Source organism: Nocardia sp. NPDC058480 (assembly GCF_042720495.1).
Lineage (GTDB): Bacteria > Actinomycetota > Actinomycetes > Mycobacteriales > Mycobacteriaceae > Nocardia.
The window spans coordinates 138,154-163,048 of the sequence record NZ_JBHXMN010000004.1 but is presented as its reverse complement, the minus strand read 5'-3'; the positions used below and the strand labels follow the sequence as shown (position 1 = coordinate 163,048).

Below are 24,895 nucleotides of genomic sequence, written 5' to 3'. Positions count from 1 at the left end.
TTCGTCAATGTAGTCAGCGACAACAAAGTAGTCAACGCAAACATTAGTTGATTGTCGGATATCCTGCTCGTACCATGTCGCTGCACACCCCCTACCACCACGGAGACCTCCGCGCCGCGCTGCTGACGCGCGCCGAGGCGACGCTGCGCGAGTCCGGCGTGGACGGGCTGTCGCTACGCCAGCTGGCCCGAGACACCGGTGTCAGTCACGCGGCGCCGAGTCGGCATTTCCGCGACAAGCAGGCACTACTGGACGCACTCGCCGTCACCGGCCTGGAACGCCTCGGCGCCTGCTTCGAACAGGCCGTGATCGATGGACCGATCACGGCACGCCTGCAGACGGTCGCCTACGCCTACCTACGATTCGCCGTCGACAACCTCGAACTCCTGCCGCTGATGTTCGCGCGCCGAAACAACACCACCTCCGCCGACATCCAGCAGGCCGTCGACCGGGCCTTCGCGGTCCCGATCGCCCTCATCGCCGAAGGTCAGGCCGGCGGCGAGATCGTCGAAGGCGACCCGAAACGCCTGGGTGTCACCGCTCTGGCCGCCCTCCAGGGCCTGGCCACCTTCGTCGGTTCCGGCTACACCGCCGACTACGACTCCGAACAACTACTCGACGACCTGGTCCGGCATCTCACCCTGGGCCTACTCCCCCGGTCCTCCCCCAGCTGACGATCACAGAAGGCGCCGTGCGGATGGAGTGACCTCGGTCAGTTGGATCCGGCGAGGACTACCGGGCGGCCATTGAGCGGCTGGGTCGGCCGGTTGCTGCGTGGGAACAGAGCACGGTAGTTGTCGACGTCGGCGACGGCGACCGGGGCGGGGTGGCGCAGCACGATCCACTCCACGCCTTCGGTGCACGGAGGCGTGGTCAGGGAGCCCTGGTAGCGGAATTGGGCGAGGTCGGCAGGGAGGAATTCGCGCGGGTCGAGTGTGGTGACAGTGCGGGTGAGGCCGGAGCGGTTCGGCGTGGCGGTGAGTATTCGACTCAGCGGGGTGGGATCGGTTCGCGCGTGCAGGAGGACGGCGAGAACTGCCAGCCTGCCGGATCGGGCGGTGTGGACGAAATGCAGTTCCATGGCCGTGTCGATGCCGTCGACTGTGTGCTCACTGGGCAGGTGGAAGTGGAACTGAGTCAGGGTGAACGGTGTGCCGTCGACGACGATGCGGTTTCCGGAATCCGCCGGCACGCTCGCCTGGATTGTGTGTCCGTTGTTCAGCAGGGTCACCGCCGACATGGGCCGATAGGCGATCTCGATGTGCTCGGACGGGTGTAGTTCGGTGGGGCTGTCCAGGTCGATCGGCGACTGGGCGTGCCCGACTCGACATGCCGCAAAGCCACGGTCGAGATCGGCCCAGCGCTCGGGCCCCTCGCTGTTGTAGTCCCAGTGCGGTGTGCTGGTTGTGGCCGCTACCGACCCGCCGCACCCGGCGACGCCGAGCAGTGCCAGCACGGCGAGCGCACTGCGGCGAGTGATCACGGGACTGAGGTCATTGCGACGAACCGACACGGTGCAGCTCCTTGCCAGGATTCCGCCGTCTGCCCGAGACGATGACACGTCCCGGGACGGCAGTTCGCGCATACCGAGATCAGCAAGCCGTCAACCTGTCCGATTTGCACCGAATATCCTTCTAGTGCAATAGATTTCGACTACGCGCGAGACCTCAGGCTATGCCGATGATCACTGCCCAGACCAGGCTCGACGACGGCGAGATACATCACATCGGCAGTCGCCGCGACCTGCCGAACGCACCTAGGGTCGAATCATGATCGACATTCCAGAGGTTTTCGCCCGCGAGACAGTCAGTCGCGAAGGGGAACCCGGGCGGGCCTGGATCGAGGCACTTCCCGGCCTGGCGGATGAGTTACTGCAACGGTGGTCGTGTACCCCGGAGGGGCCGGTCATGCACGGCAACGTCGGGATCGTCCTACCGGTGCGGCACCAGGACCTGCCGCCTGCGGTCGTCAAGATCTCTTTTCCGCACCCGGGCAATGTGTTCGAGCCCGACGCGTTCGCCGCCTGGAACGGGCGAGGTGCGGTGCGGTTGTTCGAACGCGATGACGAACGGTTCGCGATGCTGCTCGAGCGGACAGGACGCGGCACCCTGGCCGATATCCCCGACTTCGACGAGGCTGTCGGCGTACTCGGGAAACTGTCCCATCGCCTGGCCATCGACGCCCCGATCGGGCTGCCGCGCTTGAGCGACCTGGTTGCCGACTGGCCGGACGTGATCCGCACGACCGCTGCCGAACTGGGCGATCCACTCCCCCGACGCGTTCTGGATGCTGTCGCCGAGACCTTGCGCGACCTCGGTCCAGATCAGCCCCAGACGCTCGTCCACGGTGACCTCCATGATGCGAATGTCCTGGCGGGAGACCGTGAGCCGTGGCTCGCGATCGACCCCAAGGGATATGTCGGCGACCCTGCGTACGACACGATCACCGTTCTCCGCAGCTACCGGTTCGTACCTCTGCTGTTCGCACCTGATCCGGCCGCCGGTATTCGTCGCGGACTGGATTTGTATTGCGAGGCAGCAGGGATCGACCGTGCTCGTGCTCGTCGATGGGCGCAAGTGCGCGCGGTCAAGGCGGCGCTGTGGGGCCGTCGCCACGGCGATCCCGGCTGGCTGATCCAAGCGACCGACCAGCTGGCCGAGATGCTGGACGTGGGCGGTGCGACATAGCGCAGGAGGATCGCTGCGGTTGACAACGTCCGCGCGCACCAAGAGGCTCCGGTCGAGCGAAGCCGTTTTACGGAGCCGCGGTTCCCGCTATCGCAGTGTCGTCGTGCTGTTGATCATCGAACTGCGCACGCGCCTGTTCGACCTCGGGCAAGTTGGCGGTGGTCCAGCCCAGTAGCGCGTCGATGAGTCCCTGCAATGTTCGGCCGATCGGCGAGATGCGGTATTCGACGGCGATGGGCCGGGTGTGGGTGACCACTCGTTCGACCATCCCGTTGCGCTCGAGCCGTCGCAGTGCCGAGGTGAGTGATTTCTGCGTCACCACCGGTATCGCCCGGCGGAGCTCGGTGAACCGCAACGGCTGTTCGCACAGCGCCTCCATGATCTGCAGCGACCACTTGTCGAGCATCTGGTCGAGCAGCTCACGGTGCTGCGCGGTGAGCCGAGGAGCATCGTCGGTTTCCTGCATGACACCTAGTCTCGTTGAAGTGCCCTTCGAATACCACGTATACATGGGAAACCTAGTCAGATCACGAAGGGAATTACCGTGTCCGTGCAGCTCATCACTCCACCGAACATGTTCGGTCCTGTTCCGTACCACCATGTTTCGATCAGCACCGGGTCCCGCCACATCCACGTCGCCGGTCAGATCGCCCGTGACGCCGACGGCAACCCGGTAGCCACCGGCGACCTCGCGGGCCAGTTCGCCCATGCCCTGCGCAACACCGCGCTCGGTTTGGCCGGGGCGGGCGCCACCTTCGCCGACGTCGTCCGGCTCAGGATCTTCGTCACCAACTGGACCCCTGACAAATACGCCGACTTCCTCGACGGCATCAACCAGGTTGCCGCCGAACTCGCCCTGCCCGATCCGCTTCCCCCGCTGTCTGCCATCGGCGTCGACAGCCTGTTCGAACCGGACGTCCTCGTCGAGGTGGAGGCCTACGCCGTCCTCGACTGACCACTCCTCTCAGAACAGCATCAGCTGTCGATTCAGGCGGGGTTGGCCGGCCAGTTCTTTTCCATCCACTGGTCCGGTTCGGGGTGGGGTGTGAAGCCGTAGCGGCGGTATAGGTCGTGGGCGTCGCCGGTTGCCAGCACCATGCGGCGCATGCCCCACTCGTCCGCGTCGGCCATGACGCGGTCGAGAAGGAGTTTGCCGATGCCCTTTCCTCGCTCGCGACGGTCGACGTAGACGTCGGAGAGCCAGGCGAAGGTGGTGCGGTCGGTGACCAGGCGGGCGAAGGCGATCTGGGAGCCATCGTGGAACACGCTGTAAGGCAGGGAGTTCGCGACGAGGCGCTCGACACGCTCGCGGCTGCGGCCGAGGGCCCAGTACGCGTCGCTGGAAAGGCGGTGGTGGAGCCAGTCGAGGTCGACGGCTGCGGGATCGGTGGAGATCTCGGGCATCGGTCAAGATTATGTCGGTCGTTCGGCCGGACCCAGAACGAGCCCGGCCGAACGTTTCTCAGGCGCCCACGTAGGTGGCGAGGTGTTCGCCGGTGAGGGTGGAGCGTGCCTCGACGAGGTCGGCGGGTGTGCCCTCGAAGACGATGTGGCCGCCGTCGTGGCCCGCGCCGGGGCCGAGGTCGATGATCCAGTCGGCGTGAGCCATGACGGCCTGGTGGTGTTCGACGACGATGACGGACTTCCCGGATTCGACGAGGCGGTCGAGCAGGCCGAGGAGTTGTTCGACATCGGCCAGGTGCAGGCCGGTGGTCGGTTCGTCGAGGATGTAGACGCCGCCCTTGTCGGACATGTGGGTAGCGAGCTTGAGCCGCTGGCGTTCGCCGCCGGACAGGGTGGTCAGTGGCTGGCCGATGGTCAGGTAGCCGAGGCCGACCTCGGTGAGGTGGGTGAGGATCTTGTGGGCGGCGGGGGTGCGGGCCTCGCCTTCGCCGAAGAACTCGCGGGCCTCGTCGACAGGCATGGAGAGCACTTCGCTGATGTTCTTGCCCGCGAAGGTGTACTCGAGGACTTCGGCCATGAAGCGTTTGCCCTCGCACACCTCGCACATGGTCGAGACGCCTGCCATCATCGCCAGGTCGGTGTAGACCACGCCCGCACCGTTGCAGTTCGGGCAGGCACCTTCGGAGTTGGCGCTGAACAGGGCGGGTTTGGCGCCGGTGGCCTTGGCGAACGCTTTGCGGATGTGGTCGAGCAGGCCGGTGTAGGTGGCGGGGTTGCTGCGCCGCGAGCCCTTGATCGGTGCCTGGTCGATGTTGATGACGCCTTCGTCGATCGGGATCGAGCCGTGAACCAGCGAGCTCTTGCCCGAGCCCGCGACACCGGTGATCGCGACCAGGATGCCCAGCGGGATGTCGACATCGACTTTGTCGAGGTTGTTGGCGGTAGCGCCGCGAATCTCCAAGGCGCTGTCGGACTTTCGCACCGAATCCTTCACCGAGGCGCGGTCGTCGAAGTGACGGCCGGTGACGGTGTCGCTGGCGCGCAGCCCGTCGACGGTGCCTTCGAAGCAGATAGTGCCGCCCTTGGAGCCCGCGGCGGGCCCGAGGTCGACGATATGGTCGGCGATCACGATCGTTTCCGGCTTGTGCTCGACGACGAGCACGGTGTTGCCCTTGTCGCGCAGGCGCAGCAGCAGCCCGTTCATCCGCTGGATGTCGTGCGGGTGCAGGCCCGCGGTGGGCTCGTCGAAGACGTAGGTGACGTCGGTGAGGGAGGAGCCGAGGTGGCGAATCATCTTGACGCGCTGCGCTTCACCGCCGGACAGGGTGCCCGAGGAGCGCGACAGCGACAGGTAGCCGAGGCCGATCTCGACGAACGAGTCCAGGGTTTGGCGCAGCGATTCCAGCAGTGGCGCCACCGACGGGTCGTCGACCTCCTTGACCCAATCGGCGAGATCGGTGATCTGCATGGCGCAGGCGTCGGCGATGCTGATGCCGTTGATCTTCGACGAGCGGGCCTCGGCCGAGAGCCGGGTGCCGTCGCAGTCCGGGCAGGTGCCGAACGTGACGGCGCGTTCGACGAAGGCGCGCACGTGCGGCTGCAGCGCTTCGACGTCCTTGGACAGCATCGACTTGCGGATCTTGGGGATCAAGCCCTCGTAGGTGAGGTTGATGCCCTCGACCTTGACCTTGGTCGGTTCCTTGTAGAGCAGGTCGGCGAGCTGTTTCTTGGTGTACTTCTTGATCGGCTTGGCGGGGTCGAAGAAGCCGCTGCCCTTGTAGATTCGGCCCATCCACCCGTCCATGCTGTAACCGGGGATGGTGAACGGGCCCTCGTCGAGTGACTTGTTCTCGTCGTAGAGCTGGGTGAGGTCGATATCGTTGACGTGGCCCTTCCCTTCACAGGTGGGACACATGCCGCCGGTGATGGAGAAGCTGCGGCGTTCCTTGACGGTGACACCGTGCTTCTCGACTTCGACCGCACCGGCGCCGCTGATCGAGGCGACGTTGAAGGAGAACGCCTGCGAGGACCCGATGTGCGGGTCGCCGAGGCGGCTGAACAGGATCCGCAGCATCGCGTTGGCGTCGGTGACGGTGCCGACGGTGGAGCGCGGGTTCGCGCCGAGGCGGGACTGATCGACCAGGATGGCGGTGGTCAGTCCCTCGAGCACGTCGACGTCGGGGCGCGATTGGCTGGGCATGAAACCCTGCACGAACGCGCTGTATGTCTCGTTGATCAGGCGCTGTGATTCGGCGGCGATGGTGCCGAAGACCAGGGAGCTCTTGCCGGATCCGGAAACGCCGGTGAAGACCGTCAGCCTGCGCTTGGGGATCTCGATGCTCACATCGCGCAGGTTGTTGACGCGCGCGCCATGCACGCGGATCAAATCGTGGCTGTCGGCCGGCTCTATGGTGGTGCCGGTCTTCTTGGCCGTGCTCATGGGTCTCCCTCGATCAGTCGACATCGCCGAATATCGAATCTACCGGCGTGGTGGCTTACTTGGCCTGCTGGATTCGGACCATATTTCCGGCGGGGTCACGGAAGGCGCAGTCGCGGATGCCGTAGGGCTGATCGGTGGGTTCCTGGACGACCTCGATCTCGCCTGCCTGCAGCTTTTCGAACAGGCCGTCGAGGTCTTCGGTGGCGAGGTTGATGGCGGCGTAGGTACCTTTGGCCATCATCTCGCCGATGACGCGGCGTTCCTCGTCGGTGATGCCGGGGTCGGCGGCGGGCGGATGCAGCACGATGGAGGTATCGGGCTGGCCCGCGGGGCCGACGGTGATCCACCGCATCCCGTTGTAACCGACATCGTTGCGCACCTCGAAGCCGAGCGCGTCGCGGTAGAAGGCGAGGGCGGCGTCGGGGTCGTCCTGCGGCAGGTAGGTCTGGTGAATGGTGAGGTTCATGCCGACCACGCTAATTGCCGGTCGGAGCCGAAGCTTCTCGATTCCTGATCGGTCTGGTCACCTTCTTGACCACGCACGACGGCATACCCGCGGTTTGTTCGTCCTGCTGCTGTTTGTAGACGCTGGGCGGCACGCCGACGAGTTCGGTGAAGCGGGTGCTGAAGGTGCCCAGCGAGGACGATCCGACCGCGAAACACACCTCGGTGACACTCAGGTCGCCGCGACGCAGCAGCGCCATGGCGCGTTCGATGCGGCGGGTCATCAGGTAGGAATACGGCGATTCGCCATAGGCGAGACGGAACTGGCGGCTGAGGTGTCCGGCCGACATGTGTACGCCGAGGGCGAGCGCTTCGACGTCGAGCGGCTGGGCGTATTCGCGGTCGATGCGGTCGCGCACGCGACGCAGCAGCGCGAGGTCGCGCAGGTGCTGTGGTTTCGCGGGTGTGCCGGTCATATCCGCGATCGTCCCATGTCGGGCGGTATTCAGGACAGGTGCCCGCGGCGGGTGTCGAGGACCCCGGCGAGTTCGGCGCGGAAGTGAGGGCAGGTGCGGAAGTCCTCGGCATCACACTCGAGGACGTGGGTGACGGCATCGAGTGCGGCGCGGGTGCGGGCGATCTTGTCGGTGAGGCGGTCACGGTGGGCCTCGAGCACCTCGCGGCGGGTGGTGCGGTCGGGGGCGCGGGTGAACAGGATGGCGAGATCGTCGAGGGACAAGCCGGCCTTCTTGCCGAGCACGATCATCGCGATGGCGTCGATATCGGTGCCGCGGTAGTGGCGGCGTCCGGCCGAGTCGCGAGGTGGACAGAGCAGTCCGCGGTCTTCCCAGTGGCGCAGGACGTGGGTCGCCAGCCCGAACCGCGCCGCCACCGCACCGATCGTGGTGTGTTCCTCGGCCATCCGCCGAGCCTATGCGGTGACGCGGTAGCAGGTGATTACGGCGATGGGATGCCATGGGAGACGGACTGTTTCGGTGTCGACCGAGCCGAAGACCGCACTGAGGGCGCGTCGGATCTCGCGGGTTCGGGCGAAGCGGAAATCGTAGATCCCGGCGGTGCCGCCCGGCCGGAGCACTCGCCGCAGTTCGGTGACGGCGGTGGGCAGGTCCGGCCATTCGTGCATGCTCACGCTCGAGACGGCGAGGTCGATGCTCGCATCGGGGTGGGGCAGGTCGCTGACGTCGGCGACGGTCAGTTCCACTGTGTGCTCGGCGAGCGTGCGGCGGGCGATCTCGATCATGTGCGGGGACAGGTCGATGCCGTGCAGGTGCAGGTCGGGTCGGCGAGCTGCCAAGTGTGACAGCAGCTTTCCCGGACCCGTACCGAGGTCGACGACGGTGGCCGAGTCGGTGGTGCGGGCGTCGATGTCGGTGGCGATCCGGCGGTACAGGCCGGTGAGGAGTCGGGTGGCGCGGCGGTCGTAGCCGAGGCTCTGTTCGTATCCGAAGGTGGTCATGGGACCACTGTGGGTGTTCAGGTCGACTTGAAGTCAAGCTCTCCGGTCGGGCGGACCGCCGCGGTGCGGCCAGGCGCTCGCTGGAACTGCCAGTACAGGTTCGTATGGGCGATGACATCCTCGGGTTTCGGTGCGCCCCAACGGGTTTTGTCGCCGGCGGTGTGGGCGTCGGCGACGAGCAGTGCGGTGTTCGCGCGGTCGGGCAGCGTGGTCATGGCGATTCCTCGGCGGTGGTCAGAGCGGGCGCAGGACGACGATGCCGGGAACGGTCCGGAGGTAGTCGGTCAAAGGAGTATCGACGACCTGGTTGTTCACGGCGAGTGAGGAAGCGTTGCGGAAGACGGGGCCGGTGGGGGTCTGGACGATGAAGCCGACGTGGGTGACGTCGAGGCCGGCCTCCGGGGTGTAGGCGCCGAGGTAGTCGCCCGTGCGAAGCGCACCCGAGACTCCCCCGTCGACCGCGGCCGAGGGGATATGGGTGACGGCGCGCTCGACCACGGGGACGCCGGGCAGGTAGGTGCTGCCGTCGGCTTTCGCGTTGAGATGCTTGGTCGTGGTGACGGCGGCGGGGCTCAGGCTCGCGGTGATGTCGGTGGCCGCCAGGCGCTCGCGGGTGGCCCAGTCGGTGAAGAAGTGCTTGCGCTGGGCGAATTCGACACGGCCGTCGACATAACGGGTGGCGATCAGGTTGGTGAGGAACTGGTCGCGGTCGGCGGAGCGGGAGGCGGCGTCGATGTAGTCGAGGTAGGTGAAGCAGTCGACGCGGCGCAGGTCGACGACGAGTTGTTCGGGCTCGGTGGCCGAGCCGATCAGCATATTCGCGCCATAGGGGGTGCCGAGCAGGCGTGCGGAGAGGCGTTCGATGAGTTCGCCTCGGCCGAGATCGCCCGATTCGGCGCGCACCGTGAGCAGTTCGTCGATCTTGCGTGCGGTGGCGTCGTCGATGGATGGGGCGGCCGAGGCCGGTGCGAGCGCGCACACGAGCGCGGCGAGCACGAGCAGGATCCGGACGATGATGCGCAAGACGCCTCCAGCTGGCCACGGGTCGATCGGTGCGAGCGCTGTCCACCGTAGCCGAGCCGGCCGACACGATCGCAGTGTCGGACATACCTGGTGCCGCGATGGTCGTTTCGCCTCTCGATGCCCCTTGTTCGCGAATGGTCTCGTATCGACCGATCGATGGGTTGTTCGCGTACCGTTGCCGCAGGTGGTCCGTATTCGCGGCGAGTTCGCGATGGGGTGCTCCCCGGGTGTCGTGGATGTGGTTCGTGCAGACGTCGACCGTTGGCCCGTGCGGGCGGAAGGGATGCCGAAATGCGTGCGTTGACCGTGGTTCCCATGCAGAAGCAATCATTGCTGGTGGAGGACGTACCCGATCCGAACGTCGGCCCCGGCGAGTTGCTCGTCGACGGGATCTCGCTGGGCATCTGCGGCACCGACCGCGATATCGCGCAGGGCAACTACGGCTGGCTGCCCCCGGGCAAGTCGCGGATGGTGCTCGGCCACGAATCTCTGGGCCGAGTGAAGACGGTGCCAGCGGGCAGCAAGTTCGCTCCGGGCGATCTCGTCGTCGGGATCGTGCGCAGGCCGGATCCGGTGCCGTGTGGGGCGTGCGCGCGCGGGCAGTGGGACATGTGCCGCAACGGGCTGTATGTGGAGCGCGGGATCAAGGAGATCGACGGGTACGGGTCGACGGCCTGGGTGGTGCGCGAGGACTTCGCGGTCACGCTCGATCCGGCGTTGGAGAAGGTCGGTGTGCTGTTGGAGCCGATGACAGTGGTCGCCAAAGCGTGGGATCAGATCGAGAAGATCAACAACCGCGCGTGGTTCGATCCGCGCACGGTACTGGTCACCGGCGCCGGGCCGATCGGCTTGTTGGCGGCCTTGCTCGGGCAGCAACGCGGACTCGACGTGCACGTCCTCGACCGCGTCCGCGGCGGGATCAAAGACGAGCTGGTCACCGCGTTGGGCGGCACGTTCCACACGGGGACGACAGCGGCGGCCGCGGCGGCGATCCGGCCCGATATCGTGATCGAGGCGACCGGTGCGCCCGCGGTGGCGTTGCAAGCGATGGAGATCGACAATCCCGGGGTGATCACCTGCCTGACCGGGGTGACGACGCCCGGTATCGACACCGAAGTCGATGTGGGCGGGTTGAACCGCAATATCGTGCTCGGCAACACGCTGGTGTTCGGTTCGGTGAACGCGAACCGACACCACTACGAGCAAGGCGCGCAGGCGCTGGCCGAAGCGGACGTGTCCTGGCTGGAACGGTTGATCACGCGGCGGCTGCCGCTGGAGAAGGCGATCGAGGCGTTCGATCCGGGTGGGTCCGATATCAAGGTCGTCATCGACCTGGCCTGACTCCGTCAGTCCGCGGTGCTCAGTCGGCCGTCGCGGATTCGGTGGTGGGCACCGCGCAGCCGTCGGGGCCACAGGCGTCGCCGTCGGCGATGAGCTGGGGGGTGGGTCGATCGTTCCACGCGGTATTCAGTGCCCGGGTGAAGGTTTCGGGAGGCTGAGCGCCCGAGACCGCGTACTTGCCGTCGAAGACGAAGAACGGGACACCGGTGGCGCCGAGCGCGGCGGCTTCGGCTTCGTCGCGGCGGACCGCGTCGGCGTAGGCGTCGGGGTCGGCCAGTACAGCGCGTGCCGAGGTCTCATCCAGGCCCGCGCGAACGGCCAGCGCCACGAGACGTTCGGTGTCGCCGAAGACGGGTTCGGGCTCGGCGAAGTTGCCTGCGTAGAGCGCGTCGAGCATGGCTTCCTGTGTGCCCTGGTCGAGGGCGAAGTGCAGGAGCCGGTGCATGTCGAAGCTGTTGCCGGAGTCGCGACCCGAGGTTTGGTAGGGCAGTCCCATCGCCGCGGCTTGGGCGCCGATGCCGCGTTCGTTGGCGGTGGCCTGGTCGACGGTGATGCCGTATTTCGCGGCGATCGCCGGAATGACCGGGCGCGTGGTACCGGCGGGCAGCGTCGGATCGAGTTCGAAGGACCTGTGCACCACGTCGACGTCGTCGCGGTGCGCGAAGTCGGCAAGCGCTTGTTCGAAGCGGGCTTTACCCAGGTAGCAGAACGGGCAATTGATGTCGGTCCAGATCTCTACTGTGGTGGACAAGCGGGCCTCCTGCGGCACTTCTCGGGTGCGGCGGCGGTCCGCCGGACAGTTCTGGACAGGCGTTCGAATTCGGGGAGTGCAACGCCGGCAACGAAGCCGCTATTCCCTGGCGCGTCCGGGCACGACGGGATGAGCACGAAGGACATCGATGGGGTTCGAGCAGCGGAGGGGGTGGGTGCAGGTGCCCGAAGGATTGGTGGTGCCGCGCGCGCTGGGTGGGTTGTGGGCGGTGCGGCACGCGCAGAGTGAGGCCAATGCGTGGTTCGCCGACCCGGCGACCGAGCAGCGGCCGATGCGGGGGACCGACTCCGGGGTGGAATTGACCGCGTACGGGCAGTGGCAGGCGCAATGCCTCGGCGACTGGCTGGCCGGGTTGGCCGGAGTTCAGCGGCCCACGCTGGTGGTCTGCTCGCCCTACCTGCGCACCAGAGTTACCTGGGCGGTGATGGCCGAGGCGGCCGCTACCCGCAATCGGCACCTGCGCCCGATCCGCACCCTGGTCGACGAACGGTTGCGCGATCGGGAGATGGGGGTGTTCGAACTGCATCCGTATCGGGCCATCCGGCGACGCGCGCCCGAGGAGGGTGCGCGTCGTGAACTGGTCGGCAACTGGGTGTATCGCCCGCCGGGCGGGGAATCGCTGGCCGATGTGGCGTTACGGGTGCGCAGTTTTCTCGACGAGCTGGATGTGGTGGCCGCGGGCGAGCAGGTGCTGGTGGTGACCCATGACGCGGTGGTGGTGTCGTTGCGCTACATCCTCGACGGCCTCGGTGCGCCGGTACCGGATTCGCTCGAGCCGGTACCCAACGCGTCGGTGTCGCAGTGGCGGCGCGAGGGGCCGCGACTGGCCTTGCGCGTGTGGGGCGCGGTTGACCACCTGGTCATGGACGAGGAAACCGGGTAGGGCGCACTGGGCGAAGGCTGTTCGAGTCGGCGGCCGCACAACTGGTGCGCAACCCGAGCGGGCGCGGGGTGGGCGGCGCCGACAGGCCGACCGGTCCGGCGATGGGAGAATGCGCGGGTGGATGTCGCGATCGGTCTGGTTGTCCTCATCGGTTCGGCGACCGCGCTGGCGGCGTCGGCGCGGCGATTCGGGGTGTCCGAACCTCTGGTGCTGACGTTGGCCGGGGTGGCCGCGTCGTATCTGCCGATGGTGCCGCAAGTGCATCTCGAGCCGGAAGTGGTGCTGTTGGGGTTGCTGCCGCCGCTGCTCTACACCGCCGCGCTGCGCACATCGCTGGTCGATTTCAAGGACAACCTGCGCACCATCGCGTCGCTGTCGGTGGGGCTGGTGCTGTTCAGCACGTTCGCGGTGGCATTGGTGGTGTGGTGGTTGCTGCCGGTGCCGTTCGCGGCGGCGGTCGCGCTGGGGGCGGTGGTCGCTCCCCCGGACGCTGTGGCCGCGACCGCGGTGGCGCGACGCACCGGAATGCCGCGCAGCATCGTGACGGTGCTCGAGGACGAGTCGCTGTTCAACGACGCGACCGCGCTGGTGGCGTTGCGTTCGGCGATCGCGGCGATGGCCGGTGCGGTGACCGCGTGGCAGATCGGGGGCGATTTCCTGCTCGCGGCCGTCGGTGGCGGGGTCATCGGGGCCGTGGTGGCGGCGGCATTGGTGATGTTGCGCAGGCGGATCACCGATCCAGTGCTCGATACCTCGGTGTCGCTGCTCGCCCCGTTCGTGGCGTATCTGCCCGCCGAACATTTTCACGCATCGGGAGTGATCGCGGTCGTGACGTGCGGGATGATCCTCGGACACGGCGCGCAACGGTGGCAGGGGGCGGCCTCGCGCGTCGCCGAGACCACCAATTGGCGCACCATCCAGTTCATTCTGGAGAGCGCGGTGTTCTTGATCATCGGGTTGCAAGTGCGCTGGATCGTCGAGGGTGCCTGGCACAGCGGTTTGGATCACGGCACCCTCGTCGTCGCGGCGGCGGGCGTGCTGGCCGCGGTGATGCTGGCGCGCCCGGTGTGGGTGTTCACGCCGGTGTTGGTGGCCAGGCTGTTCGGGCGCGCGACCGAGCCGTTGAGCCACGCGGCGGTGGTGTCGTGGGCGGGGATGCGCGGGGTGGTGACATTGGCGGCGGTCTTGCTGTTGCCCGACTCGACGCCGCAGTTGCCGGTCCTGGAACTGCTCGCGCTGGTGGTGGTCGGTGGCACGCTGCTCGTCCAGGGCAGTTCGTTGCCGTGGCTGGTGCGGTTGCTGCGGTTGCGTGGGCCCAGCCGCGAGGAGGATGCGCTCGCGAAAGCCGATCTGCTGCAACAGGCTTCGGCCGCGGGTCTGGCCGAACTGGACCGCCGGATCGGACCGCACACCCCGGAGCCGGTGATCGAGTCGCTGCGCCAGCGACTGATCTGGCGTTCCAACGCCGCGTGGGAACGGTTGGGTCGCCCGGAGGCGGAACTGGTGACCCCGACCGCGGAGTACCGGCGGCTACGGCTGGCGATGCTGGGTGCCGAACGCGATGCGGTGCTGCGGGTCCGCGACGCGGGAGCCGTGGATTACGAAGTGCTGCAACATGTGCTGGCCCGGCTCGATCTCGAGGAATCGATGATCGACCGTTTCGACGAACGCGATGACGAGCGCCGCGTCGAAACGCTGGCGACCGCGGCCGGTGGGCTGGGGTGCGCACACCTTGACCAGGCCCCGATACTGGCGGAGCCACCTACCGGTGAGCTGGTCTGCCAGACCTGTCTGGACGAGGGTCTGCGCTGGGTGCACCTGCGAATGTGTACCGGCTGCGGGAACATCGGCTGCTGTGAGTCCTCGATCGGCGATCACGCGAGCGCCCACTTCCGCACCGCGGCACATCCGGTGATGCGCAGTGTGGAGCCGGGCGAAGCGTGGCGATGGTGCTACGTGGACCAGCTACTCGGATAATCCGCGAACTGCCCGCGCCGCACCAGCGGCGGAGCGCCGTGCTCGGTCAGCCGCGGTGGGAGTAGATCAGGCGGGCGTACTCGGCGAGCAGGTGGTCGAGTTCGGTGGATTCACCTGCGGCAGCGAGCTGTTGGTAGCCGATGATCATCGCCATGCCGAATTCGGTGACGACGGTGGCGGTGGCCGTGTCATCGACCACGCCGTCGATCACCCGGTGCACGGTGCGCCGCCGTGACTCGTCGACGCGCTTGACGGTGACGTGGACCGATTCGTCATTGGCCGCCCAAGCACGCAGCGCGGCTTCGGCGCCGTGTTCGAGGCCGCTGGCGAGCACCGACATGGCGCGCACGTCGGCGTCGGCGTCACCGTGGCCGACGTCGAGCGCGCGTAGCTCGACCATCTGACGGTTCTCCCAGTGTTCGAGCAGGGTGTCGACGAAGCCTTGCCAGGAGCCGAAGTGGTGGTAGAACGAGCCGCTGGTTACGCCGAGGCGACGGCACAGCACCCCGATGTTGAGACCTTTGAAACCGAACTCGGCGAGCACCGCCACCGCGGTGTCGAAGTACTGCTCCTTGGTGACCACTCGGGACATCGCGATGCCGTTCTGTTCGTGCGGGCAGGGGCCGAAGAATGCGAACAGTACCCCATCGTATCGAGCCCCCGCGCGTACGTAACGTTGTCTACGCTGTGCCAGAATCGGCTAATCGAACAGCGAAATACCAAGTGGCGGAATGAAATACGTGCACAACGGCCTAAAACCGCATCCGAATGGAATAGCAGAGCGGACGCTCTGTAAACTTTTGTTCATGCCGAGACCGCGCACACACGACCCGCAGACGGTGCTGGACGCCGCCGAAAGGCTCGCGGCCCGTTCCGGTCCCGCCGCTGTCACGGTGCGCGCAGTCGCCGCCGCCACCGGAGTATCCAATGGCGCGCTCTATCACACATTTCAGTCGCGACAGATTGTGCTGGCGCGCACCTGGTTACGCGCCGCGCACCGATTCCTCGCCCTCCAGTCGGCCGACATCGGCCGCGCCGTCAGGGCGGCCGACCCCGAGACCCGCATCGCCGCGGTCCTCGACGCCGCCGAGGCGCCGGCCCGGTTGGCCGAGGACCACCCCGACTCCGCGCGCCTGCTCCTGCTCGTCGACCGCGCCGAACTGCTCGCCGGCGACATCCCGCCCGCGCTGGCGCAGGAGGTGGCCGACACCGAGAAGGCGCTCGTCGCCGCACTCAACCGGCTCGCGCGCGCCCTGTGGGGTCGCGCCGACCGGCGCGGCGTCGCCACCGTCACCACCTGCCTGGTAGACCTGCCCACCGCGCTGCTGCTGCGCCGCGACCGGCTCACCGATCCCCTGGCCCGCGCTCAGCTCCGCGCTGCCGTGCGTGCCGTCCTCGACCTCGGTCCCCACTGAAAAGGAAACCCCGTGCCCACACTGCGCCACCATGATTCGATCGCCGTGCTCGACCTCGGCGACGGCGAGAACCGCTTCTCCCCCGACTTCCTCACCGAAGTGCAGACTCATCTCGACACCGCCGTCGCCGAGGGTGCATCCGCGCTGGTGACCACCGCTACCGGCAAGATCTACTCCAACGGCCTCGACCTGGACTGGCTCTCGGCCAACGGTGACCGGGCCGCCGAATACGTCGAAGCGGTGCACGCCCTGTTCGCCCGGGTCCTCACGTTGCCGATGCCGACGGTCGCCGCGATCGGCGGACATGCCTTCGGGGCGGGTGCGATGGTGGCCATGGCGCACGACTACCGGGTGATGCGCGCCGACCGCGGCTACTTCTGCTTCCCCGAGGCCGACATCCGGATCCCCTTCACCAACGGCATGGCCGCACTCATCCAAGCCAAGGTGACCCCCAAGACCGCCGTCGCCAGCATGACCACCGCCCGCCGCTTCGGTGGCGCCGACGCACTGGCCCTGGATCTGGTCGACGCCACCGCCGCCGAAGGCGAAGTCCTCGATGCCGCACTGGCTCTGGTCGCCCCATTGGGCGGCAAGGATCAGACCACGATGACGGCGATCAAATCGGTGATGTTCGCCGGTGTCCTCGACGCGCTGCGCGGCCGGGACTGAGCTGGGCGCCGGAACTGATCAGGGCAGCCGGGGGCCCTTGCCCAGGTAGATGTCGCCACGGTCATCGCCTGCCCAGCCGCCCCCGGTGTAGTCGCCGAGCACGAAACACGCGTCGCAGAACTGCTTTCCGAACACCGTCAGGTAGATGCTGCGGTAGGAGCTGATGGCCCGCATCTTCACCGACTTGTACGCCGCCTGCGCCGGCGGTTGCGCTTCGAGGAACGCGTAGCGGCGGAAGTCGGCGACCGGTTCGGTGGAGAAGCGGACCAGCCCGAGGCGGCTCAGGTTTCCCAGGTAGTGGTGGTCGCGATCGGGCAGCGCGCACCCGGCCATCGCGGCGATCATGTTGATGCCGTCGGCCAGCCGTTGCGAGCCGATTCCGAACGGCGCCTTGGTGCGGATGTCGATGGCGGGCTGCGGCCCGGCGACAGCGAGGAAACGCAGGATCCGCGCTTCGTCGGGCGTCAGGTCGTGCAGGATCGGCACGAACGAGGGGTGCAGGTCGCGCGGTTGCTGGGCGCAATCCCAGCCCTCGGTGATCATCGCGTCGCCCATCGCTTTGAGATCGGCGGCATCGACTGTGGTTTCGACCGGGCCGTAGACGCCGGTGGCGGTGCTGGTCAGGCCGAGCACGCTCAGCGCGGTGCGGCGCAACAGGTCCACGCGTTCGTCGAAGATCTGCGACATCGGCTCGCCCGAGCGGAGGTCGTCGACGAGATCGGTCGCGGTGTGCACGGCGCCCTTGGTCACCGCTGCGGCGATGTGGCGCAACGACAGTCCCGCGATCCGGGCCAATCCGAGCAGATCGGTGGGGATCCCGGGTTCGCGATCAGGCTGGGGCTCCATGCTCACGCTCCGAAGATCAGCAGGTGCAGTGCACCGATGAAGGCGCCCAGCACGCCACCGTGCAGATACAGCAGCCAGGCATCCTGTTCGATGGCGGTGTAGAGCATTTCGACGAACTCCTCCGGCGGCAGTTCGCGTAGTTTCTCGGTGGCGAGCCGGTCGACGCTGGCCGCGGTGGTCTGGGAGAACTCGACGTCTTCGACCAGCCATGGCTTCATCTCGGTGGCCAGGTTCGCGCCCGCGGTGGCCTGGATGGCGTCGAAGTGGCGTGGCCCGATCGCCAGCCGGGTCACCGAGCGCAACGGGCCGAGGATCCGGTCGATCTCGGCCTCGAGGAAGTGCGCGATGACCGCGCGGGTCTTGTCGCCGCTCGGACCGTCGAGCAGTTGCTCGGTGACGACGTCGAGGGTGACGATCTGATACCCGATCGCATGTCCCAGATCGGCCGCGGCCTGGTACTGCCGTTTCGCGAATTTCGCGACCCGCCACGGATATCGGTAGGGCGGTTGCGGCGCGGCGGGTTCGAACACCACCTTGATCGCGATGATGTTGACCAGCACGCCCACCAGCGCGCCACCGGCGATCACCCACGCCCACGCGGGCAGGAAATGCAGGAGGTCGTAGAGCCAGCCGGGCAGCGAGATCACCGCGGGAGTGTCGCCATGGGGGGTGCTGTAGTGCAGCAACGACAACCACAGCGCCACGATCACCCCGAACGGGAACCCCAACACCCCGCTGCGGACCATGAACCGCAATTCCGGCGCACCGAGCCCGTAGATCACGTCCTTCAACAGTTCGGGCCTGCGCCGCAGATAACCGACGACCATCAGCTTCACATCGAGGAGCTGGTCGATGTTCTCGCCGATGAAGTCGAACGCGCGATCGGTGATCGCGGGCAGCTCGGCCTCCACCCGCGCGTAGACGGCTTCGCGTGCGCGCGGCGGCATGTCGGCCCACAGCCGCGGGTGCTCGGCCACCATGATCGAGTCGACCATCGAGCGCACGTTCGGCAGCGCGACCTGCGCGACCTGCGCGGAGATCTTGCGCGGATCCATCTGATCGAAGAAGTCCTTGGCGGTGCCGATCTTGGCGACCGCGTTGTCGACCATCAGGCTCGCCATCTTCTCCGAGCGGGCCGGAATGAACCCTTGGAAGCCGAGGATGCCGCCGGGGGCGAAGGTCGGCAGGATCTGCACTTTGCGCGGCAGCAGCGGGAAGATCGTTTTCAGACCCGGCACGTAGAAGCCGGTGAAGCGCACCGGCGCGAACAGCATGATCACTCCGGTCCAGTTGGTGATCAGACCGGCCATGGCGCTGAAGATCGGGATGGTGATCATGTCGACCCAGAACCTGCTCAGACCGGTCGTCTTCTCCCAGTCGAGCAGGCCGAAGAACCCCGCCGCCTCGATCCCAGCATTCATCCGGCGTCCACTCCGTTGTGTGGCGAACATCGCGCGTACGGTCATCATAGGCGACCGAACTCCCCGTTCCAGGCAAGTTACGCCGTTACCCGCTAAACCGGAGCAAACATCGAATCAGGGCAGCAGCGGCGTTCTCGCCGTGCCGTTCGATGCCCTCGGCGGTGCTCGTCGGGCGAAGAATCAGTGCGTGGTGTTGACCAGCAGGAGGTTGGTGTCGATGTCGTGGGTGACCTTGTTGGCCACCGAGCCCAAAAGGCGTGCGGGGCCGCTCATTCCGCGGTTGCCGATCACGACGAGGTCGTATTTCCAGGCCGAGTTGCAGATCGCCTCGGCCGCGGGGACCCCGGTGAGGATGTCGCGGCCGAACAGTTCCGGGTCATCGACCTCGAGCTGACCCTCCACCTCGATCAGGGTGTCGGCACCGTCGTCGTCGGTTTTGGCGGAGGTCACCAGGAACGGGCGCGCGCCGAGGGCGAGGGCGAGGTCGTAGCCGCGCCGGACCGCGCTCAGCGAACTCGGCGATCCGTCGGTGGTGAGGCCGATGGTGGTCCAGCGTTTGGGGACCTTGCTGGTGAACACGACATCGGTCTGACTGTGGTGTGACACGTGATTGGCTGTCGAGCCGAGCAGGCGCGCCTTGGAACTGCCCAGGCTGCCCCCACCGATGACGAGCAGCGTGTCGGGTTGCTGTTCGGCGATCTCGAGCAACAACGCGCCCGCGGTGCCGTCGAGTTCGGTGCGCACAACCTCGGGCACACCGGCGGCGGTGAGGATTTCCGCGGCCGCGGCGGTGGCCTGTTCGGCCCACTCGGCATCAGTGCCCGATTTGCGCCCCGCGTCCTTCCACACACTCACCGCGGTGACCGCGATATCGAGGCGCACCGCGAACTCCCCCGCCACCGCGACCGCTGTCTGCGCGGACTCCGAGCCGTTGGTTCCCACGATGATGTGCTGGTAGCACCCCATGTGACGCTCTCCGATCGACGGCCGGTCAGCTGCACTGCGGCCAACAGTATCAGCGCCGCACACTCCGGGCTATCGGTGCTGTGGTTCAGTCGTCGGCGCGCAGATGCCGGTCGAAGAACGCGAAGATCCGCTGCCACGCGTCGTCGGCGGCGTCGGCGTCATAGCCGAATCCGATGCGTTGCAGGACCGGATTGCCTGGCAGGACATTGGCGAAACCGTGGGTGGCTCTCGGATAGGTCTTGATGTCGTGCTCGACATCGTTCGCCGTGAGCGCCGATTCCAGTTTGTCCGCCGCGCCCAGCAGCGCGGGGTCGCGCCGACCGTAGCTGGCAACCACCGGGCACGCGCCGTCGAGGATGGTTTTGTAGTCGCCGTAGAGGCTGGGGTAGAACGGGGCCGAGGCCTGGAAACCCTGGGGTGCGGTCAGCAGTGCGAAGCCGCCGCCCAGGCAGAAGCCGAGCACCGCGATGCGGCCGGTGCAGTCGGCGTCGCCGGCGAGTCGGTCACGGGCAGCGAGGATTTCACCCACTGCGGGACCGGTGCCGGTGAACACGACCGCCCGCAACGCCTGCTGCACGCAGCGCGCGGTGCCGCGGGTGAACAGGTTCGGTGCGATCGCCAGATAGCCGGCGGCGGCAAGGATGTCGAGCTGATGGCGCAGATCGTCGTTCACGCCGAGGATGTCGTGCACGACGACGACCCCCGGCCATGGACCCTCACCGGCCGGGCGCGCGATCAGTCCGTCAATTTTCCCGGTGGGAGCATCGATCTCGATCGATTCCATCTCCCGAATCTAAACCCTCCGGCAGCCACGGGCGATCATGTCGGGTTGACGAGTTCCGGGTAGTCGGGGAGCTGCCCGGAGCGCACCGCGTCAGAGGGTGAGACCGAGCAGTGCGTCGACGGCGGTGCGGACCAGGGTCGGAGCTTCGGTGTCGGTGCCGCCGTAGGCGATGGCCTGTTCGGCCCAGTTGTCGATCGCGTCGAGGGCCTTGGGGGTGTCGAGGTCGTCGGCCAGGTGCTGACGCAACCGGGCGACCGTGTCGGTGGCCGAGGGGCCCGCGGTCAGCGACACGGCTTCCCGCCAGCGGTCGAGGCGGTTCTGTGCGGCGGTGAGCACCTCGTCGGTCCACATGCGGTCGGACCGGTAGTGACCGGCGAGCAGGCCGAGGCGGATCGCGGCGGGGTCGACACCGGAGCGGCGCAGCTTCGACACGAGCACGAGATTGCCTCTGGACTTCGACATCTTCTCGCCGTCGAGGCCGATCAGCCCGGCATGCACGTAGTGGCGAGCGAAGCGGCGGGTGCCGGTGATCGCCTCGGCGTGTGCGGCGGAGTACTCGTGGTGCGGGTACATCAGGTCCGAGCCGCCGCCCTGGATGTCGAACTCGGCGCCGATGCGGTTGAGCGCGATCGCCGCACACTCGATGTGCCAGCCGGGGCGGCCCGGGCCGAAGGGTGCCTCCCACGACGGTTCGCCGGGGCGTTCTGCCCGCCACAGCAGGGCGTCGATGGTGTCGCGTTTGCCTGCCCGGTCGGGGTCGCCGCCGCGTTCGGCGAACAGCGTCTCCATGGTCGCGCGGTCGTACCCGGATTCGTAGCCGAACTGCTCGGTAGCGTCGGTGCGGAAGTAGATGTCGGGGTACTCGGCATCGTCGACGATGTACGCGGCGCCGGCGGCGAGCAGCTTCTGCACCAGCTCCACCACCTCCTCGACCGATTCGATGGCACCGATGTAGTGCCGCGGCGGCAGCACCCGCAGTGCGGTCATGTCCTCACGGAACAGGTCGATCTCGCGGCTGCCGAGGTCGCGCCAGTCGATGCCGTCGCGATCGGCGCGTTCGAACAGCGGGTCGTCGACGTCGGTGACGTTCTGGACGTAGTGCACGTCGTGTCCCGCGTCGCGCAAGATCCGGTTGACCAGGTCGAACGTCAGGTAGGTCGCGGCGTGACCGAGGTGGGTGGCGTCGTAGGGAGTGATGCCGCAGACGTACATTTTCGCGGTCTCGCCGGGGGTGACCGGGCGGATCTGACGATCGGCGGTGTCGTACAAACGCAATGGCGGCCCTGTTCCGGGGACGGTCGGCAGGGCGATATCGGACCAGGACTGCATGTCTTCGAGGGTAGAGCCCCTGCCGATGTGCTCGGCTCGCGGCCCGGCTCATGGGGTTGCTCGCGGTGTCGCGGCACGGCCCGCTACCTGCACACAAACGTGTTGTGGCTCCCGCGTCAAGGTTTGTACTCGAGCAGATCCGCTGGTCACGGGGGTAACGGGTCACATCGGGCGTTTCGTGCCCAGTGTGCGTTCCGACCTGGGCGAACGGTTGCCATCGCGATCATTGTCACAGTCCATAGTTCCCTGAACTTCCCTATTGCTCCCTATAGGTACATTCGTTTACGGTAGTTTCATGACGGATCGTCTCTATTCGGTGGATCAGGTTGCCGAACTGCTCGGATTGCATGTCCGCACCGTGCGCAGTTATGTGCGCGACGGCAAACTCCCCGCCGCCCGCATCGGCAAGCAGTACCGCATCACCCACGAAGATCTCGAGGCGTTCACCGGGCTGCCGATCACCACCCCGCAGACGGCACCGCGCCGGCATGCCGAGTCCTCCTGCATCGTCGAGATCGACGACATCGACCGCGCCACCGTCGACCGGATCACCACGCTGCTCACCGCCACCGCCGGCACCCGAGGCGCGGGCGGTCAGCGCATGCGCGTGGAAACCAGCTACGACCCGGCCCGCCATCGCCTCAAAGTGATCCTGCTCGGCAGCCTCGCCGACAGTTCCCGCCTGCTCGACTACCTGGACGGAATCCTCAGCTCATGATCTACAAGTCCGACGAAGGCCGACAGCTCATCCAGCAGCGCTACCGCGAGCACCTCGACGCCTGGCCGGTCCCGCGCGAGGATCTGCACATCGACACCAGTGCAGGCGAAACGTTCGTCGTGGTCTCCGGACCCACGGACGCACCGCCACTGGTCGTGCTGCACGGCTCAGGAGCCAATGCGAGTACCTGGCGCGCCGACATCGCGGACTGGTCGACCAGTTTCCGCGTGTACGCCGTGGATCTGCCCGGCGAACCAGGGCTCAGTGCCCCGACCCGGCTGGCCCTTGACAGCGATGCGACCGCGAGCTGGCTCGACGAGGTGATCGATGGACTCGGCCTCGACACCGTGGCGCTGGTCGGCATGTCACTCGGCGGGTGGACCGCGCTCGATTACGTGCTGCGCAGGCCGGGACGGGTCACGACACTGGTTCTGCTGTGCCCGGGTGGACTGGGTAAGCATCGCTACGGCTGGCTGGTGAAGGCGATCGGCCTGCGGCTGATCGGCAGGCACAGCGCGCGTGACATGGCGCGCGCCGGCCTCGGCATCGACGGGCCGGAAGCGGACCCGATCATCGATCACATCGAACTGACGTTCACACATTTCTCGGCCCGCCCCGGAAAGCTGCCCATTTTCCGCGACGAACAACTACGCAAGGTGGACATCCCGGTCCTGGTAATCGTCGGCGAACGCGACGCCCTGTTCGATTCGGCGCGCACCGCCGAACGCGCTCGCGGTGCTTTCACGCGAGGCGAGGTGCGTGTGCTCCCCGGTGTCGGCCACGCTCTGGTGAATCAGACTGCGGCGGTACGGGAATTCGTGCGGAAGCACGCCGGATGATACTTCGGTGCCACCGCTCCCCGACGTGCGGCGACACCGAACGAGATCACATCACTGCTGGTAGCACTGCACATTCGCGGTGTCGGCGTCCGGGCCGAACTGCGGCAGCGCGTAGAACGAGGCACCGACCTGGTCGGCGGCCTGCACGGTGACGTCGGGCAGCGGCGCACCGGCGCGGTCGGTCGCGGTGCAGACGAAGGTCTTCTCGCTCCACCAGCCGGACGGAAACGCCTGGGCGGGTGCGGCGATGGCAGCGGCGGCACCGGTGAGCAGCAGCGCGGCGGCGGAGGTGGTGACAATAGAACGGGTCGACATGTGGTTCCTCGGATCTCGCGGGGATAACGAAAGTGCTTGGAGCACACTAGCACCGGCACTGACCAGGCAACAGAGCCTCGGCACCCGCGAGAAACCCGCAGCGGGGCACCGACTCAGTCGACGAGGTAGCGCAGCAGCACCGCTGTGTCGAAGCGCCTCGTCTCGACCAATCGGAGCCTGATGCGCTTGTCCAGTGACGGGAACATCGGCGTGCCGCCGCCGAGCACCACGGGCGAGACGAACACCTGGTACTCGTCGATGAGCCCGTGTGGCATCAGCGAGGCAGCCAGGTTCGCGCCACCGACCTCTATGACGCCATCACCGTCGGCCTTGAGCCTGCGGACCTCCTCGACCGCGTTCTCGCTGACCAGTGTGCTGTTCCACTCGACCTCGGTGAGCGTTCGGGAGAAGACGACCTTGGGCTTGTTCGTCCAGAGCTCGCCGAACTCGCGCGTGATGGGTGGCGCGTCCTCGGGCACATAGGGCCAGTACTCGGCCATCAGTTCGTAGAGCCGACGACCGTTCAGCGCGACCTCGAGCCCGCGGAACCTGTCGTTGTGGAACTGGTGCAGCTCGTCGTCCGGGTCGGTCCAGTCGATGCTGCCGTCGCGGTCGTTGACGTAACCATCCAGGGATACGCCGAACCCGTAGATCAGTTTTCTCATGACTGTGTAGACCTCCTTCGCGCTCGAAACTCATCGCTGGCGTGTCAGGCGACACCGAGCACGAGCGCGGCGCCGACCAGTTCGACCGAGCAGTAGAACCAGATCGGATAGAACCGCACCCCGCTGTCGACCAGCCGCGAGATGATGCGGCCGCCCGCCATCCCGGCCAGGGCGAACCCTACTGTCAGCGCTGCCCCGGTCCGCAGCTCGTCGGTACCGAACGCCGACCACACCAACACCCCTGCGACAGCCAGGCCGAACCCGCCGTACACCGCACGAATCTCCGATCGGCTCACCGCCGTTGACACCGACAACCCGAACGGCCGGGCCAGCGCGGCAGGGGCGGCCAGCGCGTACAGTCCCATCCCCGCGAACAGCACACCGAGAAGGCAGAGCACAACGGTTCTCATCGCCGTCCCCCAACCGAGAGCCCGTGCGCGACAGCGCGCTCATCCCGTAGCAGCGTGACTCCGAGCAAGC

At 67.1% G+C, this 24,895-nt stretch carries 30 protein-coding genes; 10 read left to right on the top strand and 20 right to left on the bottom strand.

The features are described 5' to 3' along the window. The first annotated feature begins 74 nt into the window (after nucleotides 1-74). Entirely contained in the window at nucleotides 75-674 is a 600-nt protein-coding gene (locus ACFWO8_RS12500) for a TetR/AcrR family transcriptional regulator (RefSeq protein ID WP_378948824.1), read from the top strand. A 38-nt stretch (nucleotides 675-712) separates the two neighbouring features. On the opposite strand, the gene ACFWO8_RS12495 is transcribed toward ACFWO8_RS12500, so the two are convergent. Next, nucleotides 713-1,513: a carbonic anhydrase gene (locus tag ACFWO8_RS12495; RefSeq protein ID WP_378948821.1), complete on the bottom strand. Its 801-nt coding sequence runs from the start codon at nucleotides 1,511-1,513 to the stop codon at nucleotides 713-715. 256 nt (nucleotides 1,514-1,769) lie between these two features. On the opposite strand from ACFWO8_RS12495, the gene ACFWO8_RS12490 reads away from it, so the two are divergent. Further along, nucleotides 1,770-2,687: an aminoglycoside phosphotransferase family protein gene (locus tag ACFWO8_RS12490; RefSeq protein WP_378948818.1), complete on the top strand. Its 918-nt coding sequence runs from the start codon at nucleotides 1,770-1,772 to the stop codon at nucleotides 2,685-2,687. Nucleotides 2,688-2,754: 67 nt separating this feature from the next. Here the strand turns inward: ACFWO8_RS12490 and ACFWO8_RS12485 are convergent, their stop codons facing one another. Then, entirely contained in the window at nucleotides 2,755-3,153 is a 399-nt protein-coding gene (locus ACFWO8_RS12485) for a winged helix-turn-helix transcriptional regulator (RefSeq protein WP_378948815.1), read from the bottom strand. Between the two features lie 78 nt (nucleotides 3,154-3,231). Between ACFWO8_RS12485 and ACFWO8_RS12480 the strand changes: the two genes are divergently transcribed. Continuing rightward, complete coding sequence (locus ACFWO8_RS12480; protein WP_378948812.1) at nucleotides 3,232-3,642, top strand: RidA family protein; 411 nt, start codon at nucleotides 3,232-3,234, stop codon at nucleotides 3,640-3,642. A 32-nt stretch (nucleotides 3,643-3,674) separates the two neighbouring features. Here ACFWO8_RS12480 and ACFWO8_RS12475 read toward each other — a convergent pair whose 3' ends face one another. The 8 genes from ACFWO8_RS12475 to ACFWO8_RS12440 are packed head-to-tail and all read right to left on the bottom strand — an operon-like array spanning nucleotide 3,675 to nucleotide 9,475. Further along, on the bottom strand, nucleotides 3,675-4,091 hold the full coding sequence (locus ACFWO8_RS12475; protein ID WP_378948809.1) for a GNAT family N-acetyltransferase: 417 nt from the start codon (nucleotides 4,089-4,091) through the stop codon (nucleotides 3,675-3,677). A 58-nt stretch (nucleotides 4,092-4,149) separates the two neighbouring features. Then, a complete protein-coding gene (locus tag ACFWO8_RS12470; RefSeq protein WP_378948805.1) occupies nucleotides 4,150-6,531 on the bottom strand; it encodes an ATP-binding cassette domain-containing protein in 2,382 nt (793 codons plus the stop codon). A gap of 55 nt (nucleotides 6,532-6,586) precedes the next feature. Beyond that, nucleotides 6,587-6,997, bottom strand: coding sequence for a VOC family protein (locus tag ACFWO8_RS12465; protein WP_378948801.1), 411 nt, complete (start codon nucleotides 6,995-6,997; stop codon nucleotides 6,587-6,589). Nucleotides 6,998-7,007: 10 nt separating this feature from the next. Continuing rightward, the gene (locus tag ACFWO8_RS12460; protein ID WP_378948798.1) at nucleotides 7,008-7,451 is read right to left on the bottom strand and encodes a helix-turn-helix transcriptional regulator; all 444 of its coding nucleotides are present in this window, start codon (nucleotides 7,449-7,451) and stop codon (nucleotides 7,008-7,010) included. A 29-nt stretch (nucleotides 7,452-7,480) separates the two neighbouring features. Beyond that, nucleotides 7,481-7,897: a MerR family transcriptional regulator gene (locus ACFWO8_RS12455; protein ID WP_378948795.1), complete on the bottom strand. Its 417-nt coding sequence runs from the start codon at nucleotides 7,895-7,897 to the stop codon at nucleotides 7,481-7,483. Nucleotides 7,898-7,906: 9 nt separating this feature from the next. Then, nucleotides 7,907-8,452 carry a class I SAM-dependent methyltransferase gene (locus ACFWO8_RS12450; RefSeq protein ID WP_378948792.1) on the bottom strand — a complete coding sequence of 182 codons (546 nt, stop codon included), beginning with the start codon at nucleotides 8,450-8,452 and terminating at the stop codon, nucleotides 7,907-7,909. A gap of 17 nt (nucleotides 8,453-8,469) precedes the next feature. After that, nucleotides 8,470-8,667, bottom strand: a complete 198-nt coding sequence (locus ACFWO8_RS12445; protein ID WP_378948787.1) for a hypothetical protein — start codon at nucleotides 8,665-8,667, stop codon at nucleotides 8,470-8,472. A 19-nt stretch (nucleotides 8,668-8,686) separates the two neighbouring features. Continuing rightward, nucleotides 8,687-9,475: a DUF1460 domain-containing protein gene (locus ACFWO8_RS12440; protein ID WP_378948784.1), complete on the bottom strand. Its 789-nt coding sequence runs from the start codon at nucleotides 9,473-9,475 to the stop codon at nucleotides 8,687-8,689. A gap of 291 nt (nucleotides 9,476-9,766) precedes the next feature. On the opposite strand from ACFWO8_RS12440, the gene ACFWO8_RS12435 reads away from it, so the two are divergent. Continuing rightward, nucleotides 9,767-10,816 (top strand): glucose 1-dehydrogenase, encoded by a 1,050-nt coding sequence (locus ACFWO8_RS12435; RefSeq protein ID WP_378948780.1) that lies wholly within the window; start codon nucleotides 9,767-9,769, stop codon nucleotides 10,814-10,816. 19 nt (nucleotides 10,817-10,835) lie between these two features. On the opposite strand, the gene ACFWO8_RS12430 is transcribed toward ACFWO8_RS12435, so the two are convergent. Continuing rightward, on the bottom strand, nucleotides 10,836-11,567 hold the full coding sequence (locus tag ACFWO8_RS12430; protein ID WP_378948777.1) for a DsbA family oxidoreductase: 732 nt from the start codon (nucleotides 11,565-11,567) through the stop codon (nucleotides 10,836-10,838). 175 nt (nucleotides 11,568-11,742) lie between these two features. On the opposite strand from ACFWO8_RS12430, the gene ACFWO8_RS12425 reads away from it, so the two are divergent. Both ACFWO8_RS12425 and ACFWO8_RS12420 read left to right on the top strand, forming a co-directional pair. Further along, on the top strand, nucleotides 11,743-12,471 hold the full coding sequence (locus ACFWO8_RS12425) for a histidine phosphatase family protein (RefSeq protein ID WP_378948774.1): 729 nt from the start codon (nucleotides 11,743-11,745) through the stop codon (nucleotides 12,469-12,471). A 117-nt stretch (nucleotides 12,472-12,588) separates the two neighbouring features. Next, nucleotides 12,589-14,448: a Na+/H+ antiporter gene (locus ACFWO8_RS12420; protein ID WP_378948769.1), complete on the top strand. Its 1,860-nt coding sequence runs from the start codon at nucleotides 12,589-12,591 to the stop codon at nucleotides 14,446-14,448. Nucleotides 14,449-14,494: 46 nt separating this feature from the next. Here the strand turns inward: ACFWO8_RS12420 and ACFWO8_RS12415 are convergent, their stop codons facing one another. Continuing rightward, complete coding sequence (locus ACFWO8_RS12415; protein ID WP_378629092.1) at nucleotides 14,495-15,040, bottom strand: TetR/AcrR family transcriptional regulator; 546 nt, start codon at nucleotides 15,038-15,040, stop codon at nucleotides 14,495-14,497. 214 nt (nucleotides 15,041-15,254) lie between these two features. Between ACFWO8_RS12415 and ACFWO8_RS12410 the strand changes: the two genes are divergently transcribed. Together ACFWO8_RS12410 and ACFWO8_RS12405 are read left to right on the top strand one after the other, a co-directional pair. Continuing rightward, on the top strand, nucleotides 15,255-15,863 hold the full coding sequence (locus ACFWO8_RS12410) for a TetR family transcriptional regulator (RefSeq protein ID WP_378948766.1): 609 nt from the start codon (nucleotides 15,255-15,257) through the stop codon (nucleotides 15,861-15,863). Between the two features lie 12 nt (nucleotides 15,864-15,875). After that, on the top strand, nucleotides 15,876-16,532 hold the full coding sequence (locus tag ACFWO8_RS12405; RefSeq protein ID WP_378948763.1) for an enoyl-CoA hydratase-related protein: 657 nt from the start codon (nucleotides 15,876-15,878) through the stop codon (nucleotides 16,530-16,532). A gap of 18 nt (nucleotides 16,533-16,550) precedes the next feature. Here the strand turns inward: ACFWO8_RS12405 and ACFWO8_RS12400 are convergent, their stop codons facing one another. From ACFWO8_RS12400 to mshC, 5 genes are all read right to left on the bottom strand, one after another. After that, nucleotides 16,551-17,378 carry an Abi-alpha family protein gene (locus ACFWO8_RS12400; RefSeq protein WP_378949762.1) on the bottom strand — a complete coding sequence of 276 codons (828 nt, stop codon included), beginning with the start codon at nucleotides 17,376-17,378 and terminating at the stop codon, nucleotides 16,551-16,553. Nucleotides 17,379-17,380: 2 nt separating this feature from the next. Beyond that, a complete protein-coding gene (locus ACFWO8_RS12395) occupies nucleotides 17,381-18,799 on the bottom strand; it encodes a hypothetical protein (RefSeq protein ID WP_378948760.1) in 1,419 nt (472 codons plus the stop codon). A 180-nt stretch (nucleotides 18,800-18,979) separates the two neighbouring features. Next, nucleotides 18,980-19,765 (bottom strand): universal stress protein, encoded by a 786-nt coding sequence (locus ACFWO8_RS12390; protein ID WP_378948757.1) that lies wholly within the window; start codon nucleotides 19,763-19,765, stop codon nucleotides 18,980-18,982. A gap of 85 nt (nucleotides 19,766-19,850) precedes the next feature. Then, the gene (locus ACFWO8_RS12385; protein ID WP_378948754.1) at nucleotides 19,851-20,549 is read right to left on the bottom strand and encodes a dienelactone hydrolase family protein; all 699 of its coding nucleotides are present in this window, start codon (nucleotides 20,547-20,549) and stop codon (nucleotides 19,851-19,853) included. 90 nt (nucleotides 20,550-20,639) lie between these two features. Then, nucleotides 20,640-21,878: a cysteine--1-D-myo-inosityl 2-amino-2-deoxy-alpha-D-glucopyranoside ligase gene (gene mshC / locus ACFWO8_RS12380; RefSeq protein WP_378948751.1), complete on the bottom strand. Its 1,239-nt coding sequence runs from the start codon at nucleotides 21,876-21,878 to the stop codon at nucleotides 20,640-20,642. Nucleotides 21,879-22,173: 295 nt separating this feature from the next. Here mshC and ACFWO8_RS12375 point away from each other — a divergent pair, with 295 nt between their 5' ends. After that, entirely contained in the window at nucleotides 22,174-22,596 is a 423-nt protein-coding gene (locus tag ACFWO8_RS12375) for a helix-turn-helix domain-containing protein (RefSeq protein WP_378948748.1), read from the top strand. Beyond that, nucleotides 22,593-23,435 carry an alpha/beta fold hydrolase gene (locus tag ACFWO8_RS12370; protein ID WP_378948745.1) on the top strand — a complete coding sequence of 281 codons (843 nt, stop codon included), beginning with the start codon at nucleotides 22,593-22,595 and terminating at the stop codon, nucleotides 23,433-23,435. The genes ACFWO8_RS12375 and ACFWO8_RS12370 overlap by 4 nt, the downstream gene beginning before the upstream one ends. Before the next feature lie 51 nt (nucleotides 23,436-23,486). Here the strand turns inward: ACFWO8_RS12370 and ACFWO8_RS12365 are convergent, their stop codons facing one another. The 3 genes from ACFWO8_RS12365 to ACFWO8_RS12355 all read right to left on the bottom strand — a co-directional run bounded on the left by ACFWO8_RS12365 (nucleotide 23,487) and on the right by ACFWO8_RS12355 (nucleotide 24,825). Continuing rightward, complete coding sequence (locus ACFWO8_RS12365; RefSeq protein ID WP_378948740.1) at nucleotides 23,487-23,750, bottom strand: hypothetical protein; 264 nt, start codon at nucleotides 23,748-23,750, stop codon at nucleotides 23,487-23,489. 113 nt (nucleotides 23,751-23,863) lie between these two features. Continuing rightward, entirely contained in the window at nucleotides 23,864-24,415 is a 552-nt protein-coding gene (locus tag ACFWO8_RS12360; RefSeq protein WP_378948737.1) for a dihydrofolate reductase family protein, read from the bottom strand. A gap of 44 nt (nucleotides 24,416-24,459) precedes the next feature. Further along, nucleotides 24,460-24,825 (bottom strand): DUF4345 family protein, encoded by a 366-nt coding sequence (locus ACFWO8_RS12355; RefSeq protein WP_378948734.1) that lies wholly within the window; start codon nucleotides 24,823-24,825, stop codon nucleotides 24,460-24,462. Nucleotides 24,826-24,895: the final 70 nt, after the last annotated feature.

What these genes read in the sequence shown, in the direction of transcription:
- ACFWO8_RS12500 (WP_378948824.1), top strand. Translation starts at nt 75, where the DNA reads ATGTCGCTGCACACCCCCTACCACCACGGAGACCTCCGCGCCGCGCTG.
- ACFWO8_RS12490 (WP_378948818.1), top strand. Translation starts at nt 1,770, where the DNA reads ATGATCGACATTCCAGAGGTTTTCGCCCGCGAGACAGTCAGTCGCGAA.
- ACFWO8_RS12485 (WP_378948815.1), bottom strand. Translation starts at nt 3,153, where the DNA reads ATGCAGGAAACCGACGATGCTCCTCGGCTCACCGCGCAGCACCGTGAG.
- ACFWO8_RS12475 (WP_378948809.1), bottom strand. Translation starts at nt 4,091, where the DNA reads ATGCCCGAGATCTCCACCGATCCCGCAGCCGTCGACCTCGACTGGCTC.
- ACFWO8_RS12470 (WP_378948805.1), bottom strand. Translation starts at nt 6,531, where the DNA reads ATGAGCACGGCCAAGAAGACCGGCACCACCATAGAGCCGGCCGACAGC.
- ACFWO8_RS12465 (WP_378948801.1), bottom strand. Translation starts at nt 6,997, where the DNA reads ATGAACCTCACCATTCACCAGACCTACCTGCCGCAGGACGACCCCGAC.
- ACFWO8_RS12460 (WP_378948798.1), bottom strand. Translation starts at nt 7,451, where the DNA reads ATGACCGGCACACCCGCGAAACCACAGCACCTGCGCGACCTCGCGCTG.
- ACFWO8_RS12455 (WP_378948795.1), bottom strand. Translation starts at nt 7,897, where the DNA reads ATGGCCGAGGAACACACCACGATCGGTGCGGTGGCGGCGCGGTTCGGG.
- ACFWO8_RS12450 (WP_378948792.1), bottom strand. Translation starts at nt 8,452, where the DNA reads ATGACCACCTTCGGATACGAACAGAGCCTCGGCTACGACCGCCGCGCC.
- ACFWO8_RS12445 (WP_378948787.1), bottom strand. Translation starts at nt 8,667, where the DNA reads ATGACCACGCTGCCCGACCGCGCGAACACCGCACTGCTCGTCGCCGAC.
- ACFWO8_RS12435 (WP_378948780.1), top strand. Translation starts at nt 9,767, where the DNA reads ATGCGTGCGTTGACCGTGGTTCCCATGCAGAAGCAATCATTGCTGGTG.
- ACFWO8_RS12415 (WP_378629092.1), bottom strand. Translation starts at nt 15,040, where the DNA reads ATGTCCCGAGTGGTCACCAAGGAGCAGTACTTCGACACCGCGGTGGCG.
- ACFWO8_RS12410 (WP_378948766.1), top strand. Translation starts at nt 15,255, where the DNA reads ATGCCGAGACCGCGCACACACGACCCGCAGACGGTGCTGGACGCCGCC.
- ACFWO8_RS12400 (WP_378949762.1), bottom strand. Translation starts at nt 17,378, where the DNA reads ATGGAGCCCCAGCCTGATCGCGAACCCGGGATCCCCACCGATCTGCTC.
- ACFWO8_RS12395 (WP_378948760.1), bottom strand. Translation starts at nt 18,799, where the DNA reads ATGAATGCTGGGATCGAGGCGGCGGGGTTCTTCGGCCTGCTCGACTGG.
- ACFWO8_RS12390 (WP_378948757.1), bottom strand. Translation starts at nt 19,765, where the DNA reads ATGGGGTGCTACCAGCACATCATCGTGGGAACCAACGGCTCGGAGTCC.
- ACFWO8_RS12385 (WP_378948754.1), bottom strand. Translation starts at nt 20,549, where the DNA reads ATGGAATCGATCGAGATCGATGCTCCCACCGGGAAAATTGACGGACTG.
- mshC (WP_378948751.1), bottom strand. Translation starts at nt 21,878, where the DNA reads ATGCAGTCCTGGTCCGATATCGCCCTGCCGACCGTCCCCGGAACAGGG.
- ACFWO8_RS12375 (WP_378948748.1), top strand. Translation starts at nt 22,174, where the DNA reads ATGACGGATCGTCTCTATTCGGTGGATCAGGTTGCCGAACTGCTCGGA.
- ACFWO8_RS12370 (WP_378948745.1), top strand. Translation starts at nt 22,593, where the DNA reads ATGATCTACAAGTCCGACGAAGGCCGACAGCTCATCCAGCAGCGCTAC.
- ACFWO8_RS12365 (WP_378948740.1), bottom strand. Translation starts at nt 23,750, where the DNA reads ATGTCGACCCGTTCTATTGTCACCACCTCCGCCGCCGCGCTGCTGCTC.
- ACFWO8_RS12360 (WP_378948737.1), bottom strand. Translation starts at nt 24,415, where the DNA reads ATGAGAAAACTGATCTACGGGTTCGGCGTATCCCTGGATGGTTACGTC.
- ACFWO8_RS12355 (WP_378948734.1), bottom strand. Translation starts at nt 24,825, where the DNA reads ATGAGAACCGTTGTGCTCTGCCTTCTCGGTGTGCTGTTCGCGGGGATG.